At 41.2% G+C, this 21,200-nt stretch carries 18 protein-coding genes and 2 pseudogenes; 15 read left to right on the top strand and 5 right to left on the bottom strand.

Annotated features, from left to right (window positions below):
• The first annotated feature begins 4 nt into the window (after positions 1 to 4).
• Positions 5 to 2,071: a protease Lon-related BREX system protein BrxL gene (brxL, locus tag JFC06_RS04450; RefSeq protein WP_198334107.1), complete on the top strand. Its 2,067-nt coding sequence runs from the start codon at positions 5 to 7 to the stop codon at positions 2,069 to 2,071.
• A 296-nt stretch (positions 2,072 to 2,367) separates the two neighbouring features.
• Here brxL and JFC06_RS04445 read toward each other — a convergent pair whose 3' ends face one another.
• From JFC06_RS04445 to JFC06_RS04435, 3 genes are all read right to left on the bottom strand, one after another.
• Positions 2,368 to 2,841 carry a tyrosine-type recombinase/integrase gene (locus tag JFC06_RS04445; protein WP_227670167.1) on the bottom strand — a complete coding sequence of 158 codons (474 nt, stop codon included), beginning with the start codon at positions 2,839 to 2,841 and terminating at the stop codon, positions 2,368 to 2,370.
• A 153-nt stretch (positions 2,842 to 2,994) separates the two neighbouring features.
• The gene (locus tag JFC06_RS04440) at positions 2,995 to 4,548 is read right to left on the bottom strand and encodes an ATP-binding protein (protein WP_198334106.1); all 1,554 of its coding nucleotides are present in this window, start codon (positions 4,546 to 4,548) and stop codon (positions 2,995 to 2,997) included.
• The gene (locus tag JFC06_RS04435) at positions 4,538 to 5,272 is read right to left on the bottom strand and encodes a heavy metal response regulator transcription factor (RefSeq protein WP_198334105.1); all 735 of its coding nucleotides are present in this window, start codon (positions 5,270 to 5,272) and stop codon (positions 4,538 to 4,540) included. The genes JFC06_RS04440 and JFC06_RS04435 overlap by 11 nt, the downstream gene beginning before the upstream one ends.
• 227 nt (positions 5,273 to 5,499) lie before the next feature.
• On the opposite strand from JFC06_RS04435, the gene JFC06_RS04430 reads away from it, so the two are divergent.
• The 14 genes and pseudogenes from JFC06_RS04430 to JFC06_RS04370 all read left to right on the top strand — a co-directional run bounded on the left by JFC06_RS04430 (position 5,500) and on the right by JFC06_RS04370 (position 18,341).
• Positions 5,500 to 5,826, top strand: a complete 327-nt coding sequence (locus JFC06_RS04430) for a hypothetical protein (protein WP_093068413.1) — start codon at positions 5,500 to 5,502, stop codon at positions 5,824 to 5,826.
• 134 nt (positions 5,827 to 5,960) lie between these two features.
• The gene (locus JFC06_RS04425) at positions 5,961 to 6,239 is read left to right on the top strand and encodes a hypothetical protein (RefSeq protein WP_198334104.1); all 279 of its coding nucleotides are present in this window, start codon (positions 5,961 to 5,963) and stop codon (positions 6,237 to 6,239) included.
• A gap of 125 nt (positions 6,240 to 6,364) precedes the next feature.
• Positions 6,365 to 6,961, top strand: coding sequence for a c-type cytochrome (locus tag JFC06_RS04420; protein WP_025645677.1), 597 nt, complete (start codon positions 6,365 to 6,367; stop codon positions 6,959 to 6,961).
• A gap of 139 nt (positions 6,962 to 7,100) precedes the next feature.
• A complete protein-coding gene (locus JFC06_RS04415; RefSeq protein WP_071001781.1) occupies positions 7,101 to 7,730 on the top strand; it encodes a DUF411 domain-containing protein in 630 nt (209 codons plus the stop codon).
• A gap of 67 nt (positions 7,731 to 7,797) precedes the next feature.
• Entirely contained in the window at positions 7,798 to 9,495 is a 1,698-nt protein-coding gene (locus JFC06_RS04410) for a copper resistance system multicopper oxidase (RefSeq protein ID WP_198334103.1), read from the top strand.
• Between the two features lie 22 nt (positions 9,496 to 9,517).
• Entirely contained in the window at positions 9,518 to 10,756 is a 1,239-nt protein-coding gene (locus JFC06_RS04405) for a copper resistance protein B (protein ID WP_198334102.1), read from the top strand.
• Between the two features lie 57 nt (positions 10,757 to 10,813).
• On the top strand, positions 10,814 to 11,278 hold the full coding sequence (locus tag JFC06_RS04400; RefSeq protein ID WP_226945083.1) for a DUF305 domain-containing protein: 465 nt from the start codon (positions 10,814 to 10,816) through the stop codon (positions 11,276 to 11,278).
• A 290-nt stretch (positions 11,279 to 11,568) separates the two neighbouring features.
• Entirely contained in the window at positions 11,569 to 14,205 is a 2,637-nt protein-coding gene (locus JFC06_RS04395; RefSeq protein ID WP_198334101.1) for a copper-transporting P-type ATPase, read from the top strand.
• Between the two features lie 84 nt (positions 14,206 to 14,289).
• Positions 14,290 to 14,451 (top strand): annotated as a pseudogene (gene tatA, locus JFC06_RS04390) (Sec-independent protein translocase subunit TatA); the annotation flags it as partial.
• 227 nt (positions 14,452 to 14,678) lie between these two features.
• The gene (gene tatB / locus JFC06_RS04385) at positions 14,679 to 15,065 is read left to right on the top strand and encodes a Sec-independent protein translocase protein TatB (protein ID WP_192992010.1); all 387 of its coding nucleotides are present in this window, start codon (positions 14,679 to 14,681) and stop codon (positions 15,063 to 15,065) included.
• Positions 15,062 to 15,895: a twin-arginine translocase subunit TatC gene (gene tatC / locus JFC06_RS04380; RefSeq protein WP_198334099.1), complete on the top strand. Its 834-nt coding sequence runs from the start codon at positions 15,062 to 15,064 to the stop codon at positions 15,893 to 15,895. Before tatB ends, tatC begins: the two co-directional genes overlap by 4 nt.
• Positions 15,896 to 16,070: 175 nt before the next feature.
• Complete coding sequence (locus tag JFC06_RS04375) at positions 16,071 to 17,363, top strand: ATP-grasp domain-containing protein (protein ID WP_071001775.1); 1,293 nt, start codon at positions 16,071 to 16,073, stop codon at positions 17,361 to 17,363.
• A 101-nt stretch (positions 17,364 to 17,464) separates the two neighbouring features.
• Positions 17,465 to 17,794, top strand: coding sequence for a DUF6122 family protein (locus tag JFC06_RS12255; protein WP_227697515.1), 330 nt, complete (start codon positions 17,465 to 17,467; stop codon positions 17,792 to 17,794).
• Between the two features lie 124 nt (positions 17,795 to 17,918).
• Complete coding sequence (locus JFC06_RS04370; protein ID WP_198334098.1) at positions 17,919 to 18,341, top strand: ion channel; 423 nt, start codon at positions 17,919 to 17,921, stop codon at positions 18,339 to 18,341.
• Between the two features lie 313 nt (positions 18,342 to 18,654).
• On the opposite strand, the pseudogene JFC06_RS04365 reads toward JFC06_RS04370, so the two are convergent.
• A pseudogene (locus tag JFC06_RS04365) lies at positions 18,655 to 19,454 on the bottom strand (COG4705 family protein).
• Between the two features lie 128 nt (positions 19,455 to 19,582).
• Positions 19,583 to 21,178: a sensor histidine kinase gene (locus tag JFC06_RS04360; protein WP_198334097.1), complete on the bottom strand. Its 1,596-nt coding sequence runs from the start codon at positions 21,176 to 21,178 to the stop codon at positions 19,583 to 19,585.
• Positions 21,179 to 21,200: the final 22 nt, after the last annotated feature.

Genomic DNA, 21,200 nt, shown 5'->3' with positions numbered 1-21,200 from the left:
ACATATGACGGAAGGGTATGACTCACTGGCCGGTAAAGAGACCGACAACGCTGATCTAGATAGCTTATTGAACCAGCACTTTACAGGCAGGGTAGTTCGAAAGGATTTAACCAAAAAGTTAAAGGAAGGCGCTAACGTACCTGTTTATGTATTAGAGTACTTGCTAGGTATGTACTGTGCATCTGATGATGACGACATAGTGATGAGAGGTCTTGATAACGTCAAGAAAATACTTGCTGAAAACTATGTCAGACCGGATGAAGCCGAGAAGGTTAAATCGCTAATCCGAGAACGTGGTACTTTTAAGATTATCGACAAAGTCAGTGTAAAGTTAAATCAGCGTAAAGATATTTATGAAGCAGTTCTTTCCAACTTAGGCGTCAGTGATGCTTTAGTGCCTTCTAAAATCGTCAAAGAAAATGAGAAGCTCTTAACGGGAGGAATTTGGTGCATCATTACTGTGCAGTATTTTTTTGAGGAGGGCCAGAAAACCTCTCCTTTCTCTATTATGAATCTCAAGCCCATTCAAATGCCTTCGATGAATATGGAGGAGGTATTCGCAGCAAGACAATATTTTACCACTGAGCAATGGATAGATGTGATTCTAAGATCAGTAGGTATGGAGCCAACGAATCTAGAGGATTCAGTTAAATGGCACCTCATAGCTCGAATGATTCCCTTTGTAGAGAATAACTATAATGTCTGTGAGCTTGGCCCTCGGGGTACGGGTAAAAGTCATGTATATAAAGAGTGCTCACCTAACTCATTATTGGTGTCAGGCGGTCAGACGACAGTCGCTAATTTATTTTATAACATGAGTTCAAGACAGGTGGGGCTTGTGGGCATGTGGGATGTTGTCGCCTTTGATGAAGTCGCTGGTATAAGATTCAAAGATAAAGACGGTGTCCAAATTATGAAGGACTATATGGCTTCCGGCTCATTTGCTAGAGGCCGTGACTCTATTGAAGCCAAAGCTTCAATGGTATTTGTTGGCAATATTAACCAGAGTGTAGAAACACTGGTTAAGACAAGCCATCTTCTAGCCCCTTTCCCTGATGCAATGATTGACACTGCATTTTTTGATCGATTCCACTGCTATATACCTGGGTGGGAAATTCCAAAAATGCGTCCTGAGTTTTTTACCAATAGCTATGGTCTGATAACTGACTATTTGTCTGAATACATGCGAGAAATGCGTAAGTATGGATTTTCGGATGCAATTGATAAGTACTTTAAGCTGGGTAATAACTTAAATCAACGTGACGTTATTGCCGTTAAACGCACTGTATCGGGGCTGCTAAAACTGCTTCATCTTGACAGCAATTACGATAAAGAAAACGTCCGTAATTGTTTGATATATGCATTGATTGCCAGACGCCGTATCAAAGAGCAGCTTAAAAAGCTTGGTGGCATGGAGTTTTACGATGTTCACTTCAGCTATATTGATAATGAAACGCTTGAAGAGCTTTTTGTGAGTGTGCCAGAGCAAGGCGGTAGCTCTTTAATGTCTGAAGGTGTACCGAGACCGGGCGTTGTACATCTAGTTACGCAAGGAAGTAGTGGCCAGTTAGGACTTTATCGTTATGAGACTCAAATGATGCCAGGTTCTGGTAAATATACAGTTTCAGGGTTAGGGTCCAACAGTGCTGCCAAAGAAGCTATTCGGATTGGTTTTGATTACTTCAAAGGTAATTTAAAACGTATTAGCGCTTCCTCTAAGTTCTCTGATCATGAGTTTAGCTTACATGTAGTGGAGTTGCATAATACGGGGCCTAGTACGAACACCTCCTTGGCGGCCTTAATAGCGTTCTGTTCTATATTGATGGGGCGATCAACCCAAGAACAAATGGTGGTTTTAGGTGATATGACATTGGGCGGAGTCATAAACCCCGTTCAAAACTTAGCAGAAAGTTTGCAGTTGGCTATGGATAGTGGCGCTAAAAGAGTGATTATTCCAATGGCATCTGCTTCTGATATACCTACAGTACCTGCAGAGCTATTCTCAAAGTTTCAAATTAGCTTTTATGCTGATCCTGTCGATGCGGTTTATAAGGCATTGGGTGTGCAATAAAATAATCACAATCGGTGGAAGTATGCTGACAAAACTACTGGTACTATAGTTAGTTCGAAATAAAATCGATACACTCATACTAACGTGCAACCCCCAATATGTATAACATCACCTGATAAAAGTGAATTTTATACCTCGGACCTCTATGCTTTACAAATAAGAGCACCTAGGGGATTTTCGACTCATCGGAGTAAAATAAATCTACGACATATAGAGATGTTATTAATATTTTTTATACAATAGTATTGGGGTGTGTGCCACCTAATAAGTTATGGAGCTGCCCTAGATGAGTAAAATTATTTAGGAAAGTTCCATATCTTATCTATAACTTCATCTTGGCTCAGATTGATACGTTTACAGTATAAATTTTCAATTTCATTTAAAGCATCTCGCAGTTGGCGCTGCGATACTTGAATGTATTGTAATGTCACATCATCGCTAGACTTCGCCTCACGATGGTTTAGTAATCTTTTTAATACAGGGTAGTTCACGTTTAAACTATTAGCCACTGTGCCAAATGTACGGCGCAAATCATGCGGTGTAATATACAAGCCAGCCTTTTTAGAAATAGCCTTGTAACTACCGCTTAAGTTTTTGACATGATTATTACTTCTTTTCAAGTCACTTGGGAACACCCATTCTTCACCACTACTAAGCCTTTTACGCTCTTTTAAAATGGCCTGTAGGATATCACCTGTAGGCATATAATAGTCAGAACCATTTTTTGTGGCCTTAAATACAATACGGCCTGCATCAAACCCCCATATCAACAACATCACCTAAGAAAATTAGACTTCATAATCTAGCCTTATACACTATATGAATAATAGCATTCAGAGCCTTTCGACTTATCAAAATAAAATAGACCTATAGTAGGTCTACATATTATTAATATTTTGAACACTAGGATATTGAGGTGTATGCTACTTAGCAATCAATAATCCTACAGTAACTTCAAAACAATACTCATCTTTGCTAGTGATATTGACCGTCCCTTTATGAGCATTAGCAATAGCCTGAACGATAGATAAACCCAAACCTGATCCTGAATGGTGCTGGCTAGTTTTATCATGACGATAAAAGCGCTCAAACAATCGATCTGCTTCGCTTTGGTTTAGAGGTTTTTCTAGAAGGTTAGTAAAAGTTATCTCTAGCCAAGATTGCTTCGCGGTTTGAGTGTTACTTTGATCGTCTTCAAGCATCTTATAATTATTAACGGAAGTATTTGGAGTGTTGACAGTGGCTGATATTGTGACGACGCTATTACTAGCGGCGTAGTAGATCGCGTTTGATAGCAGATTAGCAAATAGCCTTTGTAATAAACCTTCATCGCCTAATACTGCCTTAAAATCTCCTAATTTTACAAAAGTTATTTTACGATCCTCGGCAATCATTTCAAAGTAATCTAACAGCTTATTGATTAGGACCTCAGTATCTACAGTAGTCACTTGCGAATCACTCAGTCCTTTTTGGGTTTTTGCTAGCAGTAGCATGTTGTTAATCATCGCCGATAATTGCTCTAAGGTGTCATGTTGCTGATGTAATTGTTCGACATATTCCTCTTCCTCTCTAGGCTTATTTAACATGACTTGCGTTTGCGTAATCAGCGTTGCTATTGGCGTGCGTAGCTCATGCGCGATATTGTCTGAAAATCGCGACAACGACTCAAAATTGCTTTCAAGCTTAGCCATCATCGAGTTATAGGATTCTGCTAAAGGTCTTAGCTCTAATGGCATATCACTAACTATTACTCTTTCGCTCAATCTTTCAGGATGAATACCTTTCATCCTTTGCACGATAGTGGATAAAGGAGCAAAACCCCAATACACGCTTAAGGCTGCTATTGAAACCAACAGTAGTGTGATGGCAAATAGGATCAGACTAAGTTGACGGTTAAACTGTAATAAATACTGATGATGCACGTCAATGGGTAAGGCGATAAGGGCAAGCATGTCATCGTCTCCAATAACCATAGCTCGATAACGTCTGTCTTTAATATTTATTACAAACTGTCTGTCATCATGATTTTGCTGTAATGATAATAGGTTAAAGTCGGCACTTAATTCATTAGCAAAGTTTTTGGGAGTACTAGATAGCAATCGCCCCTCTTTATCAGCAATGATAGTTTTTAGATCGTAATCTAGCGCTGATGAATGCAGGTGATCATCATTTTCTGTGGCTATTGTAGGAAGTAGATTTGAAGAAGCTTTCGAGCTTAGCGGTTGTTGAGTGTTTGATGGACTTTGAGGCTTAGGTAGTGTCTGAGAGGCTATTTGGTTATCCGCCTCTGTTACGCGCTTACGTAGATTAAAGGCTGCGTGGGTAATGATTTCAGCATCCATTTGCTCAAAATGGCCTTTAACAGAGTGCTGTACCCAGATATAGATTATCAACTGCGATAAAACGACAAATATCGTCAATAAAAACACAGTTCGCCATAGTAAGGGTAAGCGTCGATTGTCCAATCTATTTATCATATTGGCTATCTTCCGTTTCGCTGGCAGCTTTATTACTAGCTGAAACGTCGACAGCATCTAATCGGTAGCCCATGGCACGCACAGTATGAATTAGCTTGGTATCAAACTCATCGTCTATTTTTATACGCAGACGTCTTATTGCCACATCAATCACATTAGTATCGTTATCAAAGTTCATATCCCATACTTGTGAAGCAATGATTGAGCGTGGTAATACTTCACCGCGGCGCTCTAATAGAAACTGTAATAGGGAGAACTCTTTTGCGGTTAGTTTAATGGGCGTGTCTCCTCTATGTACAGTGCGCTTGGCAATGTCCATTTTGAGATCCGCTATTTGCATGAGCGTACTTTTATAGTCGGCTTGATTGGCGCGTCGTAATAAGCTTTTTATCCTGACTATTAACTCTGCAAAGGCAAAAGGTTTGGTCAGATAATCATCACCGCCAATCTCAATCCCCTTGATTTTGTCATCTAAATCATCTTTTGCGGTTAGAAATAACACTGGCGTATGCTTGCCAGCCGCTCGGTAATTACGTACTAGCTCAAAACCGCTAACATCAGGCAGCATAACATCCATGAGTATCACGCTAAACTCTTCAGTCATCATAGCATGGTAGCCATCTAAACCTGTCAGCTGATGATCAACAATGAAGCCTGCTTCACTTAAGCCTTTTTTTACATATTCGCCGAGTTTTAATTCATCTTCTACTAGTAGTACTTTCATAGTAATCCTTCAATATAATTATGATTTTATAATACCCAAATCAATATAAATGACAAAACGGACTGGTATCTGACAAAGATGTCATGCGCTCGTCATCAAATGGTCAGTCTTCGTTTGTTAATCTATACCTATAGTACATAGCGGCTCATTCTTGATACGAGTAGCTACTATGAATTATTACTACAGGTAATTAGTTTCAATATTTAATAATTTATTAAGGATGTTATATGAAAAGCTATCGTTCATTCAAAAAAGTGGTGCTGCTATCCGCTTCGATGCTTATCGGTATATCAGCAGCTAATGCGCATACTACCAATCTAAGCACTTCAATTATCGATAATTGCGATAACTTAACTACGTTTGCCAGAAATCTAGATCACAATAACGCGCAGATGTCTGATGCTCAAATGAAAAGCTATGTTGATGCACGAGTCGCTTGCCAAGTTCAGCATCAAGATCAACATCTGCAGTCTGAAAAGTATTTTATAAAAAAATATGGTAGCGATCGTGATAGAAATGCTGATGCCATACTAAATGAATACGTGCAGCATTAAAATATAAAAGTAGCAAGATGACAATATTGTCATCTTGCTGTCATCTCTCTGTCAGAATCAATAAGTTATGCTTTAGACTGAATTAATATCCTAAAGCTTTATGTACCCTCAACTAAATCAATTAAGGATTAACCATGTCACTCTTTAAATCAAAGTCTTTACCTAAAGCAATCGTAGCCACTGCCGTCGCTCTAGTCGTTTCAACCTCAGCTCTAGCACATGATCCTAAAATGCACGCTGAAAAAGATCAGATGAACTGTGAAAAAATGCAAAAGCATATGCAAATGATGCAAAAAATGGATCATAGCAAAATGGATATGAACGATCCCGCTATGAAATCAATGATGGCTAACATGGGTAAAATGAAACAAATGTATCAAAAGCACTGCGTAACAGATAAAAGTGACTCTTAAACATTGATTTTATAAATCCTTTATTACTGCTAGATAGTTTCATCAATCAGTAATAAGGGTTTGTAGGAAATATTTGTAGACGCTAAGAGTAGGGTATTAAAGAAAATGGATTTTAGGATAAACCCATGAAGTTTTTACTAGGAGTACTTTTCACTGTCGTGGTCGCTATTGTTGGTGTCTTTACTGTGGTTATGAGTGGTGTCATTAATATTGGCGCTGATCAAGGACATAGTCCATTGGTTTATAATTTCTTGGAGACGGCTCGCACCCGTTCAATAGCCTACGCTAGCAAGGACATTATTGTTCCAGATTTAGAAAAAGTAGAGATGATTAGCTCAGGCGGTGCCGATTACAAAGATATGTGCGCAGGCTGCCATTTGTCTCCTGGGGTAGAGAGCACTGATTTTAGTGAGAGCCTATACCCTAAGCCACCTAATTTCACTAATGCGCAAGTAGTTGATCGTTATAAAACGGATGCAGGAGCTCAGCAAAGTTTTTGGGCGATTAAGCACGGTATTATGGCATCAGGCATGCCAGCATGGGGTGCTTCTCATGACGACGATAGAATGTGGGCAATGGTCGCTTTTATTAGATCACTACCTGAGTTAAATGAGAATCAGTATACCATGCTAACCACTAGACTGGATGATGACATGATGGATATGTCACTGAATAGCGACATGATGGATATGTCAGAAGGTGGAGCTGGAATGCAGCATTAATTCTTCCATATTCCTTTATAAAAGCGCAGTGCTAAATAGTGCTGCCTTTTGGGATTTAAACTTTGCCTATACTACACTTAGTTATAGAGTATAAATCTTTAGAAGGTTCAACAGATAAGCAGACGCTTAGGAGTAAGTTATGAGACGCTATATAAATATAATGGGCAATGGACATAAAAAGGTATCAGCTTCTGCTCTTTTACTAGTAGCAACGTCAACAGTAATGGCTTGTAGTCAGCCCGATACTAGTGTTTCAAATTCTACTCAAACTGAGCCAGCGTTTGCCACCAAAAGTGCTCAAATAGAGCAACCACAACCGCAAATGATGTCTGTCAGTGCTAATTCAGGTACTGGGTCGACAATTCTACAAAACGTCTCGGCTACAGTTTACAAAGATGCTAATTGTGGCTGCTGCAAAGAATGGGTAGGCTATGCCGAAGGTCATGGTCTAAGCGCAACTGCGCAAGACGTTACAGATTTATCTTTATTTAAAGAGCGTTACGGTGTCCCGCAGCAAATGCGCTCTTGTCATACCACCGTCACTACTAATGGTTATGTTTTTGAAGGTCACGTTCCTGCCAAATACATGGCACAGTTTCTAGCGAATCCGCCAACTGATTCCATCGGTCTTGCGGTACCGAGTATGCCAGTTGGTAGTCCGGGCATGGAATATCAAGATAAATTTATGCCCTATAAAGTCATGCAATTGAACAAGGATGGCAGCACTCAAGTGTATGCGGCTATTGAGTCGCCAGCGCAGCAGATGTAGTTCTATTAATAAGTTATCAGATATATAAGTTCAACTCTCATTTCATGGATTAACTTAGGTCAATATTATGAATAAAAACAGATTTAACCGCAGGCGTTTTTTGACAGGGTCATCCACCTTGCTAGGCGCGTCGATGCTATCCACACTACCGACGATGGCTAATAGTGCTTTAACTAAAAGCCAAAATGTTGTAGTCAATAGTGATAGAGCCGATCACATTGTACCTATACTAACGGGTAATGAATTTGATCTTTATGTCAGTGAGAAGATGATAACGGTCAACGGCAAGTCAAGCATGGCAACGCTGATAAATGACTCACTGCCTGCACCAACGCTTAAGATGCAAGAAGGCGATACGGTCACCATTCGAGTCCATAATCAGCTGAATGAGTCGACCTCTATTCACTGGCATGGCCTCTTAGTGCCGTTTGAGATGGATGGCGTACCGGGTATCAGCTTTGATGGTATTCCTGCGGGTAGCACCTTCACGTACAAATTTAAACTGACACAGTCAGGCACTTATTGGTATCACTCGCATACTGGCTTCCAAGAGCAGACCGGTATGCGGGGGGCTATTGTGATTGAACCTAAAGGGCGCGAACGCTACCCTATCGAGGAAGATCACGTTATCCTGCTTAGTGATTGGACGCATCGCGATCCGCATAATCTGCTAAAACTGCTTAAGCAGCGTGCTGACTTTGATAATTACCATTTGCCAGATTTTAAAAAACTGTTATCTGATATTGCAGCAACGGATTTAGAAGCCGCTTATGATAAGCGTAAAATGTGGAACCAGATGCGCATGATGCCGACTGATTTTACTGATTTATCTGGTGAGACCACGTTTACTTATCTTATGAATGGTAAAACGACAGCGGCTAACTGGTCGCAATTGGTCAAAGCCGGTCAGCCGGTCAAACTACGCTTTATCAATGGCTCCGCGCAGACCATATTTGATGTGCGCATTCCAGGGCTCAAAATAAAAGTGGTCGGCACCGATGGTAATGATGTCGCGCCCGTTGATGTCGATGATTTTCGCATCGGTGTGGCTGAGACTTATGACGTCATCGTCACCCCAACCCGTGACGCGCATACCATATTTGCCCAAAACATCGATCGCACCGGCTTTGTCGCAACCACGCTTGCCACTAAAAGAGGCGCTCGCGCTGCCATACCTGCTATGGATGATGTTGAGTGGCTAACTATGTCCGATATGATGGGGGCTATGGGTGCTAATGGCTATGATTCCCGTCATGCTAAGACCGAATATGACTTTAAGACAGATATGCGCGTCGATAGTCCACGGATGAATCTCGATGATCCGGGTATTAATTTGCGTGATATTAATCGTAAGGTTTTAACTTATAACCAACTGCATTCTGTTGGCAATGAAATAATGGCCGAGCAGCGCAAACCTACCAGAGAGATTGAAATACATCTGACAGGTAATATGGAGCGCTATATCTGGGCGTTAGACGGTATTATGTTTAAGGACGCACCGCCTGTTAATATCAAACCGGGCGAGCGTGTGCGTATTACCTTAGTCAATGACACTATGATGAACCACCCTATGCATCTGCATGGTATGTGGAGCGATTTGCGCGCGCCTGATGGCGATTTTCAAGTTCGCAAACATACGATAATGGTGCAGCCAGCGCAAAAGATTAGTTTCGATGTCACAGGTGAGGCGGGGCGCTGGGCTTGGCATTGCCATCTGCTGTATCACATGGAAGCGGGCATGTTTCGAGAAGTTGCCGTCATTTAACCCTTTAAATATGAGCCTTATTATGAAAATGTATAAAGTAGGTCTACCGTTTATTGGCATATCATCTTTGCTGTTATTACTGTCACCTGTAGCAAACGCTGCTGAGATGTCGAATATGGATCACGGCAACATGGATATGTCGAATATGGACATGTCGAACATGGATCACAGTGGCATGGATATGTCAGATATGGACATGTCGAATATGGATCATAGTGGCATGGATATGTCGAATATGGACATGTCGAACATGGATCACAGTGGCATGGATATGTCAGATATGGATATGTCGAGTATGGATCATAGTGGCATGGATATGTCGAATATGGACATGTCGAACATGGATCACAGTGGCATGGATATGTCAGATATGGACATGTCGAATATGGATCATAGTGGCATGGATATGTCGAATATGGACATGTCGAACATGGATCACAGTGGCATGGATATGTCAGATATGGATATGTCGAGTATGGATCATAGTGGCATGGACATGTCAGGTATGGATCATAGCAGTATGAATATGGATATGTCTGGAATGCAAGGCGGCGAAGCACCTCCTAATGCTCGTAGTCCCGACTACTCAAATGGTGTTGACTATGGACAGTATGGTAAACCGGTAATGATGGGTAGCTTACCGTTATGGGGTGTGTCAGTAGAAACTTTGGGCTATCAGTTTGAGAATGACCAAATCGATTTTGAAGCTGAAGGCTGGTACGGTACTGATAGTAATCGTGTCACTCTACGCAGTGAAGGTAGTGCTCAAACTAACGATGATAAAGAGATCGATAGTCTAAGCTCACTCGCTTATTGGAAGCCGCTCGGTATCTTCTGGAATGGAGAAGCGGGTATTGCTTATAATACTGAAAACGATAAGTCCGCAATCATGGCAGGCATTGCTGGTACGGCGCCGTACTTCGTTGAGACTGACGCAAGAGCTTATCTATATACTGATGGTCAAGTCCAGCTTGATCTTGGGGCAGCGTACGAGTGGCGCTTAGATCAGCGTTGGGTGGTCAGACCAGAGCTGGAGCTGACTGCCTTTAGTAAAGATGATACCGATAACGGTATTACTAAAGGATTTAATGAGTTTGAAGCTGAAGTTAGGCTGGCTTATGAGACATTCAGTCGTCAGCTAGCGCCTTATGTTGGTTTCAGCTACGAGAGCGCCTTGGGTGATGCGCGAGACTTACGTCGTCAAGAGGACGAAGACGTTGATTCTAATAGTCTGACTGCTGGTGTGATGTTTTGGTTCTAAGATTGTACATTGTGAATTGATAAAGGAATTAATAACATATTTTTATAGGGGGATAATATGAATAACAACAAAAATCAGATGAATCCATATGTGAAATTTACCCTAATGATTTTAACATCCACAGTGGTGATGTTTATCATGATGTATTTCAATACGTATCAGTGGGATCACATCTACTTTAGTGAAACCCGCGCCTATATGGCTCTATACATGGGTGCTGTAATGGCCATAATTATGCTCGCCTTTATGACTAATATGTATAAAAAGACCAAAATAAACTTGATGGTTTATGGGGTTAGCGTAGTTTTATTTGCCTTTGGTCTTTGGGGTGTACGCTCGCAACAAACGGTCGACCAAGTTGACTGGATGCAAGCGATGATTCCGCATCACTCTATTGCTATCTTAACTAGTGAGCGTGCTGATATTGAAGACCCACGTGTACGTCAATTGGCTGATGAAATTATCGAAGCCCAAAGACGTGAAATCGGTGAAATGCAGCAGCTGATTGATGACTTGGAGTAAGTACTAAAAAGTAAGGAGTAATTCTTGTGATGCATGGCATGATGAATGGATCAATGATGCAGGGTATGGGTTAGGGCATGATGATTATCTGCGTCGTCATCGCGCTATTGTTTCTCGCTCTATTAGTATTAGCTGTTATGGCTCTTTTTAAGTATTTGCGTAAACCAAATTAAGTTTTGATAGTTGCTTAAATCCTATACTTAGTTGTCAATAATTAATCTGTTAACACTAACATAATAATAATCATTAAATATTAAAGTTAGAAGTTAAAAGTAAGGGAGTAATAGACGATGTCAAAATCTGTAAAAGATGGTCAGTACGACAAAGTACCCAAAAATTATCAAGGTACAGTCTATATCTGCCCCATGCATCCTGAGGTTCGTGATGTTGAAGCTAGTGATTGTCCGATATGCGGCATGTTTCTTAAACATGAAGACGAAGTAGCTAACTCAAGCGATGATAAAGACAACCATACACAGGGTCACAGCGCCAATTCAACTAATAACAGCAACGCCGAAGCAAAAGTCATCGAGGGCAGCAATTACAATAAAGTGCCAGCAGATTATGATGGTACGATTTACATTTGTCCTATGCACTCCGAGGTTAGAGATACTGAAAAAAGCGACTGTCCAATATGCGGTATGTTTCTTAAACCTGAAAATGAGGTCGCTGGTTTAAGAGATGATCAAGCAAGCAACAATGAAGACATTCATGCGCATTGTCATGGAAATCATACTAAAAGCGGCGAAGTAAAATCAGTCAAAGGCGGCAAATACGATAAAGTACCCGCTAATTATGATGGTACGGTCTATACCTGTCCTATGCATCCTGAAGTCAGAGACGTTGAGAATAGTGGCTGTCCGATTTGCGGTATGGGGTTAGAGCCCGAAACGATTACTGTCGGTGAAGAGGATACCTCAGAGCTCGATGATATGATACGTCGGTTCTGGATCTGTACGGTTTTGACTATCCCACTATTCTTGTATGCCATGAGCGATATGGTTGGGATTAATCTGCACACTATCGGTGAGTATGATATCTCATCACAAGTAGCGCAGTGGATACAACTGGCGCTCGCAACTCCTGTTGTCGTTTGGGGCGCAGCGCCATTCTTCGTGCGCGGTTGGCAGTCGATAAAAAGCCGCAACCTTAATATGTTCACTTTAATTGCCATAGGTGTTGGCGCCGCTTATGGATTTAGTATTGTGGCAACTTTCTTTCCTGATATTTTCCCCAATAGCTTTAGAGACTCGGCGGGTCAAGTTGGGGTTTATTATGAAGCTGCCGCAGTTATCACTACTTTAGTGCTGTTAGGCCAAGTGTTGGAGTTAAAAGCCAGAAGTCAAACTTCAGGCGCGATTCGAGCGTTACTTGAGCTGGCTCCGCCAACCGCGAGGCGAGTGGATAAAAACGGCGCTGAGGTAGAAGTTCCTTTAGAAGAAGTGGTCAGTGGCGATAAACTGCGCGTCAAACCCGGCGAAAAATTACCCGTAGATGGCACCGTCATCGAGGGTAGTAGTAATGTTGATGAGTCGATGGTCACGGGTGAGCCGCTTGCTGTTGCTAAAGTGACTGGCGATCCGGTTACTGGTGGTACTGTTAATGGTACGGGCACTTTATTAATCGAAGCGGTCAATGTCGGCGACGATACCGTATTATCCAAAATCGTACAAATGGTCGCTGAAGCTCAGCGTAGCCGTGCGCCAATACAAAAAATAGTCGACCAAGTAGCGGGTTGGTTTGTGCCGATTGTACTTATCTGTTCAGTTATAACCTTTATCGTTTGGGCAATTTTTGGACCCACTCCCGCGATGGCGTTCGCGATAGTTAACGCTATCGCGGTACTCATTATAGCTTGCCCTTGTGCGCTTGGATTGGCGACGCCCATGTCCATTATGGTTGGCACTGGCAAAGGCGCGCAAAATGGCGTCCTTATCAAAAATGCTGAAGCGCTTGAGAGTATGGAAAAAGTCGATACTATCGTCGTTGATAAAACAGGAACGCTGACGGCTGGTAAGCCTGAGCTGACCGCGATCGACGCGCTGGCAGGGCAGGATAAAGATGAGTTTTTGGCCTTAGTAGCCGCAGTAGAGACTGCTAGCGAACACCCTTTAGCAGAAGCTATCGTTAGAGCGGCTGAGGACAAAGCACTTATTATTCCCAAAGCTACTGACTTTAATTCAACAACGGGTGAAGGCGTACAAGCTACAGTTAATGGCAAACAAGTCGCTATTGGTAACTCAAAACTAATGCAAAGCTTAAACAGTTTCGATAGTGAATTATTAAGCAAAGCTGATATTCGTCGAAAAGATGGCGAAACGGTGATGTTTGTCGCTATAGACGGTAGGGCTGCTGGGATAATATCAGTTGCTGATCCCATCAAACCCAGCACTGCCGATGCCATAAAACTGCTACATGACGCGGGTCTAAAAGTTGTCATGCTAACGGGTGATAATGAAAAAACTGCACAAGCAGTCGCTAATAAATTAGGCATTGATGAAGTCCATGCCGATGTGTCACCAGAAGATAAAAACCGTATTGTCAAAGAGATGCAAGATAGCGGTAAATTGGTCGCTATGGCAGGCGATGGCATCAATGACGCACCAGCGCTAGCACAGGCTAATGTCGGTATCGCTATGGGTACTGGGACCGATGTGGCGATGGAAAGCGCCAGCATTACTTTGGTTAAAGGCGATCTGATGGGCATTGCCAAAGCCTATAAGCTCAGCCATTCAACCATGCGTAATATTAGACAGAATTTGTTCTTTGCCTTTATCTATAACGCTATTGGCGTACCGATAGCTGCAGGTGTGCTTTATCCTGCCTTTGGTTTACTACTAAGCCCGATGATAGCAGCAGCGGCGATGAGCTTATCGTCAGTATCGGTGATTGGTAATGCGCTTAGATTACGTCGGCTAGATTTGTAATGTAAATGTTATAAATTGACCACTAAAGCTAAAGCACAACGACGAGTATAGAGCATTTTAAAAACTAGGAATAAGGATAATATTATGGGTAGCTTTTCTATTACGCATTGGCTGATTTTATTAGTAGTCGTAGTAGTGGTGTTTGGTACTGCCAAGCTTAAAAATGCGGGTAAAGATTTAGGCGGTGCGGTAAAGGGCTTTAAAGAAGCGGTCAAAGATGAAGAAACTGAACATGCCTGCAAGAATCGAGCACTTAGCCATGAAGCCACTACTTCAACTGTAAATAATGATTTAAATACTAACAGCTTAAGTACTAATAACCTAGATACTAATAGCCTAAATACTAGGGGCAGCACTCAGGCTGATGATTTAGAAGTTAGGCCTGTTATCGCTGATGATAACAACAAAGTGTAGAGCTTGAGGTATTTCGCTAACCGTATTTAATAATCTACTAACTAATATATTTGCCCATTATGTTTGATATTGGATTTTCCGAATTACTGTTATTTGGAGTCATCGCTTTAATTGTCTTGGGCCCAGAAAAACTACCACAAGCTGCACGTACCGCTGGGCAATGGTATGCCAAATTGCGTCGCACGATTTCAACCTTACAGTCTGATATAGAGTCTGAGCTTGATTTGGCTGAGACACGAAAACAGATGCAAGATGAGCTGGCAAAGATTCGTCAGACTGAGACAGACATGCGGCGTGAGTTAGCCGAGATGCGCGGTAGTATGGATAAGTTTGAAAACTCGCAAAACCAAAGCTTAGATACTTCCTATCAGTCAAACACTCCTCAGCAGCAAAATCATCAGCCAGATACTTCCTCTTCTTCAGCTATAGAGAAGGGGGATAAATGAGCTTATTTAAGCGCCAAAAAAGTCGCCAAAGAAAGTTAGCAAATACAGATGCTAAGGCGTCAGATGCTACCCATAATGTTGAGACTGATAATGTGCTGAATGCGCTTAGCGACATGCCTATTACTGAGCATTTGATTGAATTACGCAAGCATCTCATCAAAATATGCGTAGCCGTTTTGATCGTCTTCTTAGCATTGGTAGGGTTTTCGCGTGAGCTCTACAATCTTTTATCAGACCCTCTGGTTGCGCAGCTGCCTGCGAATTCGACTATGATTGCTACTGATATTACCTCGAACTTTATGGCACCTATTCGCTTGACGATTTTCGTTGCTGCCTTTGTAGTGATGCCGTATATTCTGTATCAAATTTGGTCATTTATAGCGCCTGGATTATATAAAAAAGAGAAAAAAATCACTATTCCAGTGCTGATATCTTCGATATTCCTATTTTATTCTGGTGTCGCTTTTGCCTACTTTGTGGTACTCAAAGGCGTATTGAAGTTCTTTATTTTATTCGCTCCGCAAAACGTTATACCTATGACCGATATCGACAGTTATTTAAGCTTTGCGCTAAAGTTATTTATGGTATTTGGACTCACTTTTGAGATTCCAGTGGTTACTTTATTATTGATAATGGTCGGTATAATATCCACTCAGAGTCTAGAGAGTAAGCGCCGATATATCATCGTCGGTTGTTTTGCTGTGTCAGCGATAGTCACACCGCCCGATGGGGTGTCAATGCTATTGCTCGCGATTCCAATGTGGCTACTGTTCGAGTTAGGTTTGTTTTTAGCGAAAGTACTCATTAAAGAAGAGCGTAAAACCGTATAACCTTGCAAAGTAGCTAATTTATAAACTAGATATATTGCAAATTAAGTATCTTGCAAAATGACTATTTCGTAAAGTAACTATAAAAATAACCTTATCTTAAACATTTAAGACACTTTTTTTATTTTGGCTGTCCCCTAAACCCTATCAGTACATTCAACTTAGTAATGAGATTTAAATGGAATCCCTAATTAATAATAAAAACAAAACGAATGATAATCTGGCAAATCAGCTTAATCAAGAGTGCTATTGCCGTACTTTAGATCGTAAAGCGCTTAATAACAGCCTGCAAGATCAATTAGTAAACACAAGAGATAATCCACTAGGAGCCAATGAGCTTAATAAGCTGTTTTCAGCGACACCGGTGTTTGTCCCTAAGACAGAGATAGAAGCAATGGTGCGAATCATCGCAGCTATTGAGTCGACTGCTAGACTACCGTCATATCAACAGCAAGTACTGTCGTGGGCACCCAATATCGCGGCTTTCGATCCGGGGCCAATAGGGGCCTTTATGGGTTATGACTTTCACTTAGGGAGCGATGACCCCAAGCTTATTGAGATCAATACCAATGCTGGAGGCGCATTTTTAAACGTAGCACTTGCCCGCGCACAAAAACACTGCTGTCGCCCCTCAGAGCAAAGTGTTGCTACTACTAAAATGCTTGATGGGTTTGAAGAAGCGGTCGCTAATATGTTCATACAAGAATGGCAGCGACAATCGGCAACTAGCATGCCCAATCGCATTGCTATTGTGGATAATGAGCCCAAAAGCCAGTTCATGTATTTGGAGTTTCAGCTGGCCTGCCAACTACTTCAAGCTAAAGGCATTGATACCGTTATACTCGATCCGTCTGAGCTTAACTATGCTGATGGTGTACTGACAGCTCATAGCAAGCCCATTGATATGATCTATAATCGGTTAGTCGATTTCGCCTTTGAAAACCCCAACCACGCCGTGCTTAAAAGTGCCTATTTAGAGGGTGCGGTAGTAGTAACCCCCAATCCGCATGCCCATGCTATATTCGCTAATAAGCGCAACCTGACTTTACTATCCGATACGCAAACTTTGCAGTCGTGGGGATTAGGTGATGATGATGCAGAATATCTAAAAAAGTCAGTACCAACTACCAGAATGGTTACAAAAGAGGATGCAGCAGAATTATGGCGTACTCGGAGACAATTGTTTTTTAAGCCAGTAGCTGGTTATGGTAGTAAGGGCGTTTACCGTGGCAGCAAGATTACCCGCCGCGTATTCGAGACTATTTTAGATGAAAGCTATATTGCGCAGACCTTTATCCCTGCTACAGAGCGATCAATAAAGATTGATGATGTGGTGACGACTAGAAAGGTAGATATACGTCTTTATACCTATGCAGGACAGCTGCTACTAACTGCTGGGCGTATCTATCAAGGCCAAGCGACTAACTTTCGCACACCAGGGGGTGGCTTTGCGCCTGTTTTTCAAGTCTGAACATAGCATGAACATGTAGCTTTGGCTTCTTAAGTAACGTTTACTAGTTTAATTATTCTGCATACCAACTTATCAATAAAACATCATGCTGAATTGGAAAGATGATGATCCAAACCGTTATCCACTACTTCCTGCATTTTGGCATGCCGTTGATTATTGCCTATACTTTTTTTCGTGATGATTACAAACGAGTATATTTGATTCTTTTAGCAACCATGCTGGTAGATTTAGATCACTTGCTAGCAACACCTGTTTTCTTACCTGATCGCTGTAGTATTAATTTTCATCCATTACATACTTACTATGCAGTGGCAGTTTATGCGGCTATGCTATTTCTACCAAAGCCCTATAGAATAATTGGTCTAGGATTGTTACTACATATGCTGACTGATTCAAATGACTGCGTAATGACCTATCTGAATAGACTCTAGTGCTTATGCGTAGTCGTTAGCTATAGTGAAAAAATTATACAGGATTAGTTAAAATAAATAGGGTAATCTTCCTTTAATGTCGTTCCTTCCTCAAAAAGGATAAAAAGTGATTCTGGCAATTATAATGGCAGCAATTCTGATCGCTGTCTGCACAGCAATACATTACGGCGCATTAAAACTCTCGTCACAGTTTGTGACGCCGTCTCGCCATATAGGACATTGCCTTGGAGTCGCAGTCGGCTCAATTGTAATTGCTCACACGTTCGAGGCCTTGCTTTACGCTGCTGGCTTTTGGATTGCTGTTTACGGCTTTGAAATCGGTAACCTCGTATCGTCCTCATCTAGCGATAGTAGCTCCCTTAATTTTATGGACTACTTTTACTTCTCGCTAGTTAACTTCACAACGCTTGGGCGAGGCGATCTCATGCCTACTGGACATCTACGATTTATGGCCGCGATGGAAGCCTTTCACGGTTTCCTACTGATCACAGCCTCTGGAAGCTTTGTTCTTCAGGTCATGAGTGGTAAAAAACCCCTCTCAAGTTAGCTACAAGCTCTCTCAACTATAGGTCGCGCTGAGATCCATAACTCACGTCAGGACACCGATATTATTCTGACACAGAAAAAATAGTTCAAACCCCAATATTAAGCAAATCACCTAAGTAAAATGCTAAATAGAAAAAGGGCGCTAACGCTATATTTTATAATACGTGAGCAACCTTTTTCACTACTACCTATATCTAATCATTATCCATATATATTCATCACACTAATAATCGCAGCCCCTCGTTAACAAAGCTATGAGCATCTAAGAAATTATCATTTAATCCATAAAGTAAACTTTACTAGATGCATTATCATCAATGCGCTCTAGCACTAGCCCGCTGTTTGAAGACTAATAAGCAGACAATGATAAACACTAACAAGGCTGCTGATGCTCCAAAGCGACTTAGCGCGAGACCGCCATGATCAATAGGCTTATCTAAAAAGTCGCCTAACACCGCTGCTAAAGGCCGAGTTAAAACAAAAGCGCTCCAAAATAATAGTGTTTTAGATATCTTAGTATAAAAATGAGCTAGCGCAATAAGTACTAATAAAAATCCAAAGATGATGGCACTCGTTGTATAGCCCATACCTTTTGTATCTGCTACCCAGTCACCAAGTGCGGTACCTAAGGTTTGCGAAAACATAATTGTCGTCCAATAAAATACTTCCGCTTTGGGTTTGCTGATACTGTCGACGGCGATACTACCCATCGTCTTCTGCCATGTCATTAGACATATTCCAAGTAAAGCTACTAGAAGCGCTGAGCCGCCAGCATAGCCAATTCCTAGTGATCTTGTCACATAGTCTGCTATTGTTGTACCTAAAGTCGTTGTTGCTATAATCGTGCCCCAATACAACCATTTATTAAATGAGTTGGCTTTAATCTGGGTAGCGACTGCTATAGCAAATATAATAGCGAAAATGCCAGTACTGACAATGTATCCTAGATTTAATGACATTGTTAAAGCATCACCCGCAGTCTCACCAAGCGTAGTAGCTGCGATTTTAATTATCCAAAAGGAAGGGTAACTTCCGGAACTTTGGACAAAGCGTTTAGCACTGGATCGTTACTAGAAGCAGTGGGTGAGTATTGATTGTTTAAGGTTGTATTCATGGTTAGATTCACTCTATTAGTAAACAAATTTAATGTTACGTTGTAGATGTCACTAAATTATCAATAGAGATGTTAAGAAAGTGTGAAGATGCAACTATTTAGATCTATTAAAATTTCTATGTATGAGTTTAAAAGATCAAAGTTATACAAAGTCCTCGATTATCATGTAAGTTTAAAATCTCAGAATTAGAGTCCTTCATAAAGACATCGATACCTGCCTGCTCACAGATTGATTTAACAATAGAGAGCCCAAGTCCTGTACCTTCTATTTCCTGTGATTGCTTACTTGCGCTATCTGATCTTGAAGCGCTTATACTATTGTTAAGTTTACTGTCGCTAAATTGATCAGCTGCACTAATCACTTGATTAAGCCGTATAAAGGGTTCAAAAGCTTTCTTATAATCACTAGGGTCAATGCCTGCGCCTGAATCTATGATCTGTAATACTAATTTGTTATCTAGTGTCTTGGATAGATTACTTAATTTTCCAGATTGAATCACATGTGAGCCAAAATTATATTGAGCATTTAAAGCCGATTTATCCAAACTGCCTGAGTTTTGCTCAAGTTGATAGAGTTTAACCATGACTTGACCACCAGCTGGCGTGTAAATAATGGCATTTTGAATCAGATTTTTGATGAGCAACAACAACGATGTCTCATCCATATTTACTTTACTATTAGACTGTATATCAACCGTTAGTTCGATGTTCTTATTATCAGCAATAGGAATGAGTAACCCTATGACTTGTTCGATAATAGATTTAACATTGGCTGCTGTTGTCTCGGTACCAACCTCGGTATTGATATTACCAGCACGAGCGAGCGTTAATAATTGCTCAACCAAACTTTGATTACGCCTCAAGCGAATAGCCAGTTTATCGAGGCCTTCCGACATAACGTTATCATTACTAATACGCTGTAATCGTTGTAATTGTAGTGAGATGGCAGTCAGCGGCGAGCGCAGTTCATGGGCAGCATCAGCGATAAAGCGTTGCTGACGTTCAATACTGATTTTGACTATAGCCAATAATCTATTTAACGATTCGGCTAGTGGCAGCAATTCAGAGGGCAGTTTACCAATCGATAAAGGACTTAGGTCATTCTCATTACGTGCGCTTATCTCATAATGCAATTGACGCACAGGTTTCATCATGCGCCACATGATAAAAGGCAGTAAAAGCAGTAATAATGCTATACCGATAATAAGGGGTAAAAAAGACTGTAAGGCACTAGCTTTGGCTAAATCATCCTGTAAATCTGTCTGTTGGCGCAAAATTAGAGCCACTTCTTCATCAGTATCTAAAGACTCAATCTTGACATCATTTCTATAGGTTCGCCAAGAATGACCGTCAATGTTTTGATCGCTTATTCCTTGTGGAATGCTATTTACTAAAGCTATCGGTATAGGCGCTGAGTAATCATGTTCGTCATCGCTTGGATCGTTCTGATAATCTTGTACCCTGCTATTAAGTGAGTTGGAAAGTATGACGATATCAACGGTGATAGCACCATCATCATCATCGGTATCAAAGTGAATGTTGCTGCTGGCATGTTCTTCATTGTCTAAATGAGCTGTATTACTATTTAAACCGCTAATATTGAGCGACTGCTCTAATAGTGCGGCAGTATTTTTTAAATTGTCATCTTGAAAGTCGTTTATCTCGTTATAGCTGTACCAAAATCCATAACCACCCGCCACTATTGCTAGTAGCAATAATGACACAACAGACCAAAATATAAGTTGG

This window comes from Psychrobacter namhaensis, from assembly GCF_016107545.1.
In the GTDB taxonomy this organism is placed as follows: domain Bacteria; phylum Pseudomonadota; class Gammaproteobacteria; order Pseudomonadales; family Moraxellaceae; genus Psychrobacter; species Psychrobacter namhaensis.
The sequence above is the reverse complement of the archived record's forward strand: the minus strand, read 5'-3'. Positions and strand labels throughout refer to the sequence as shown.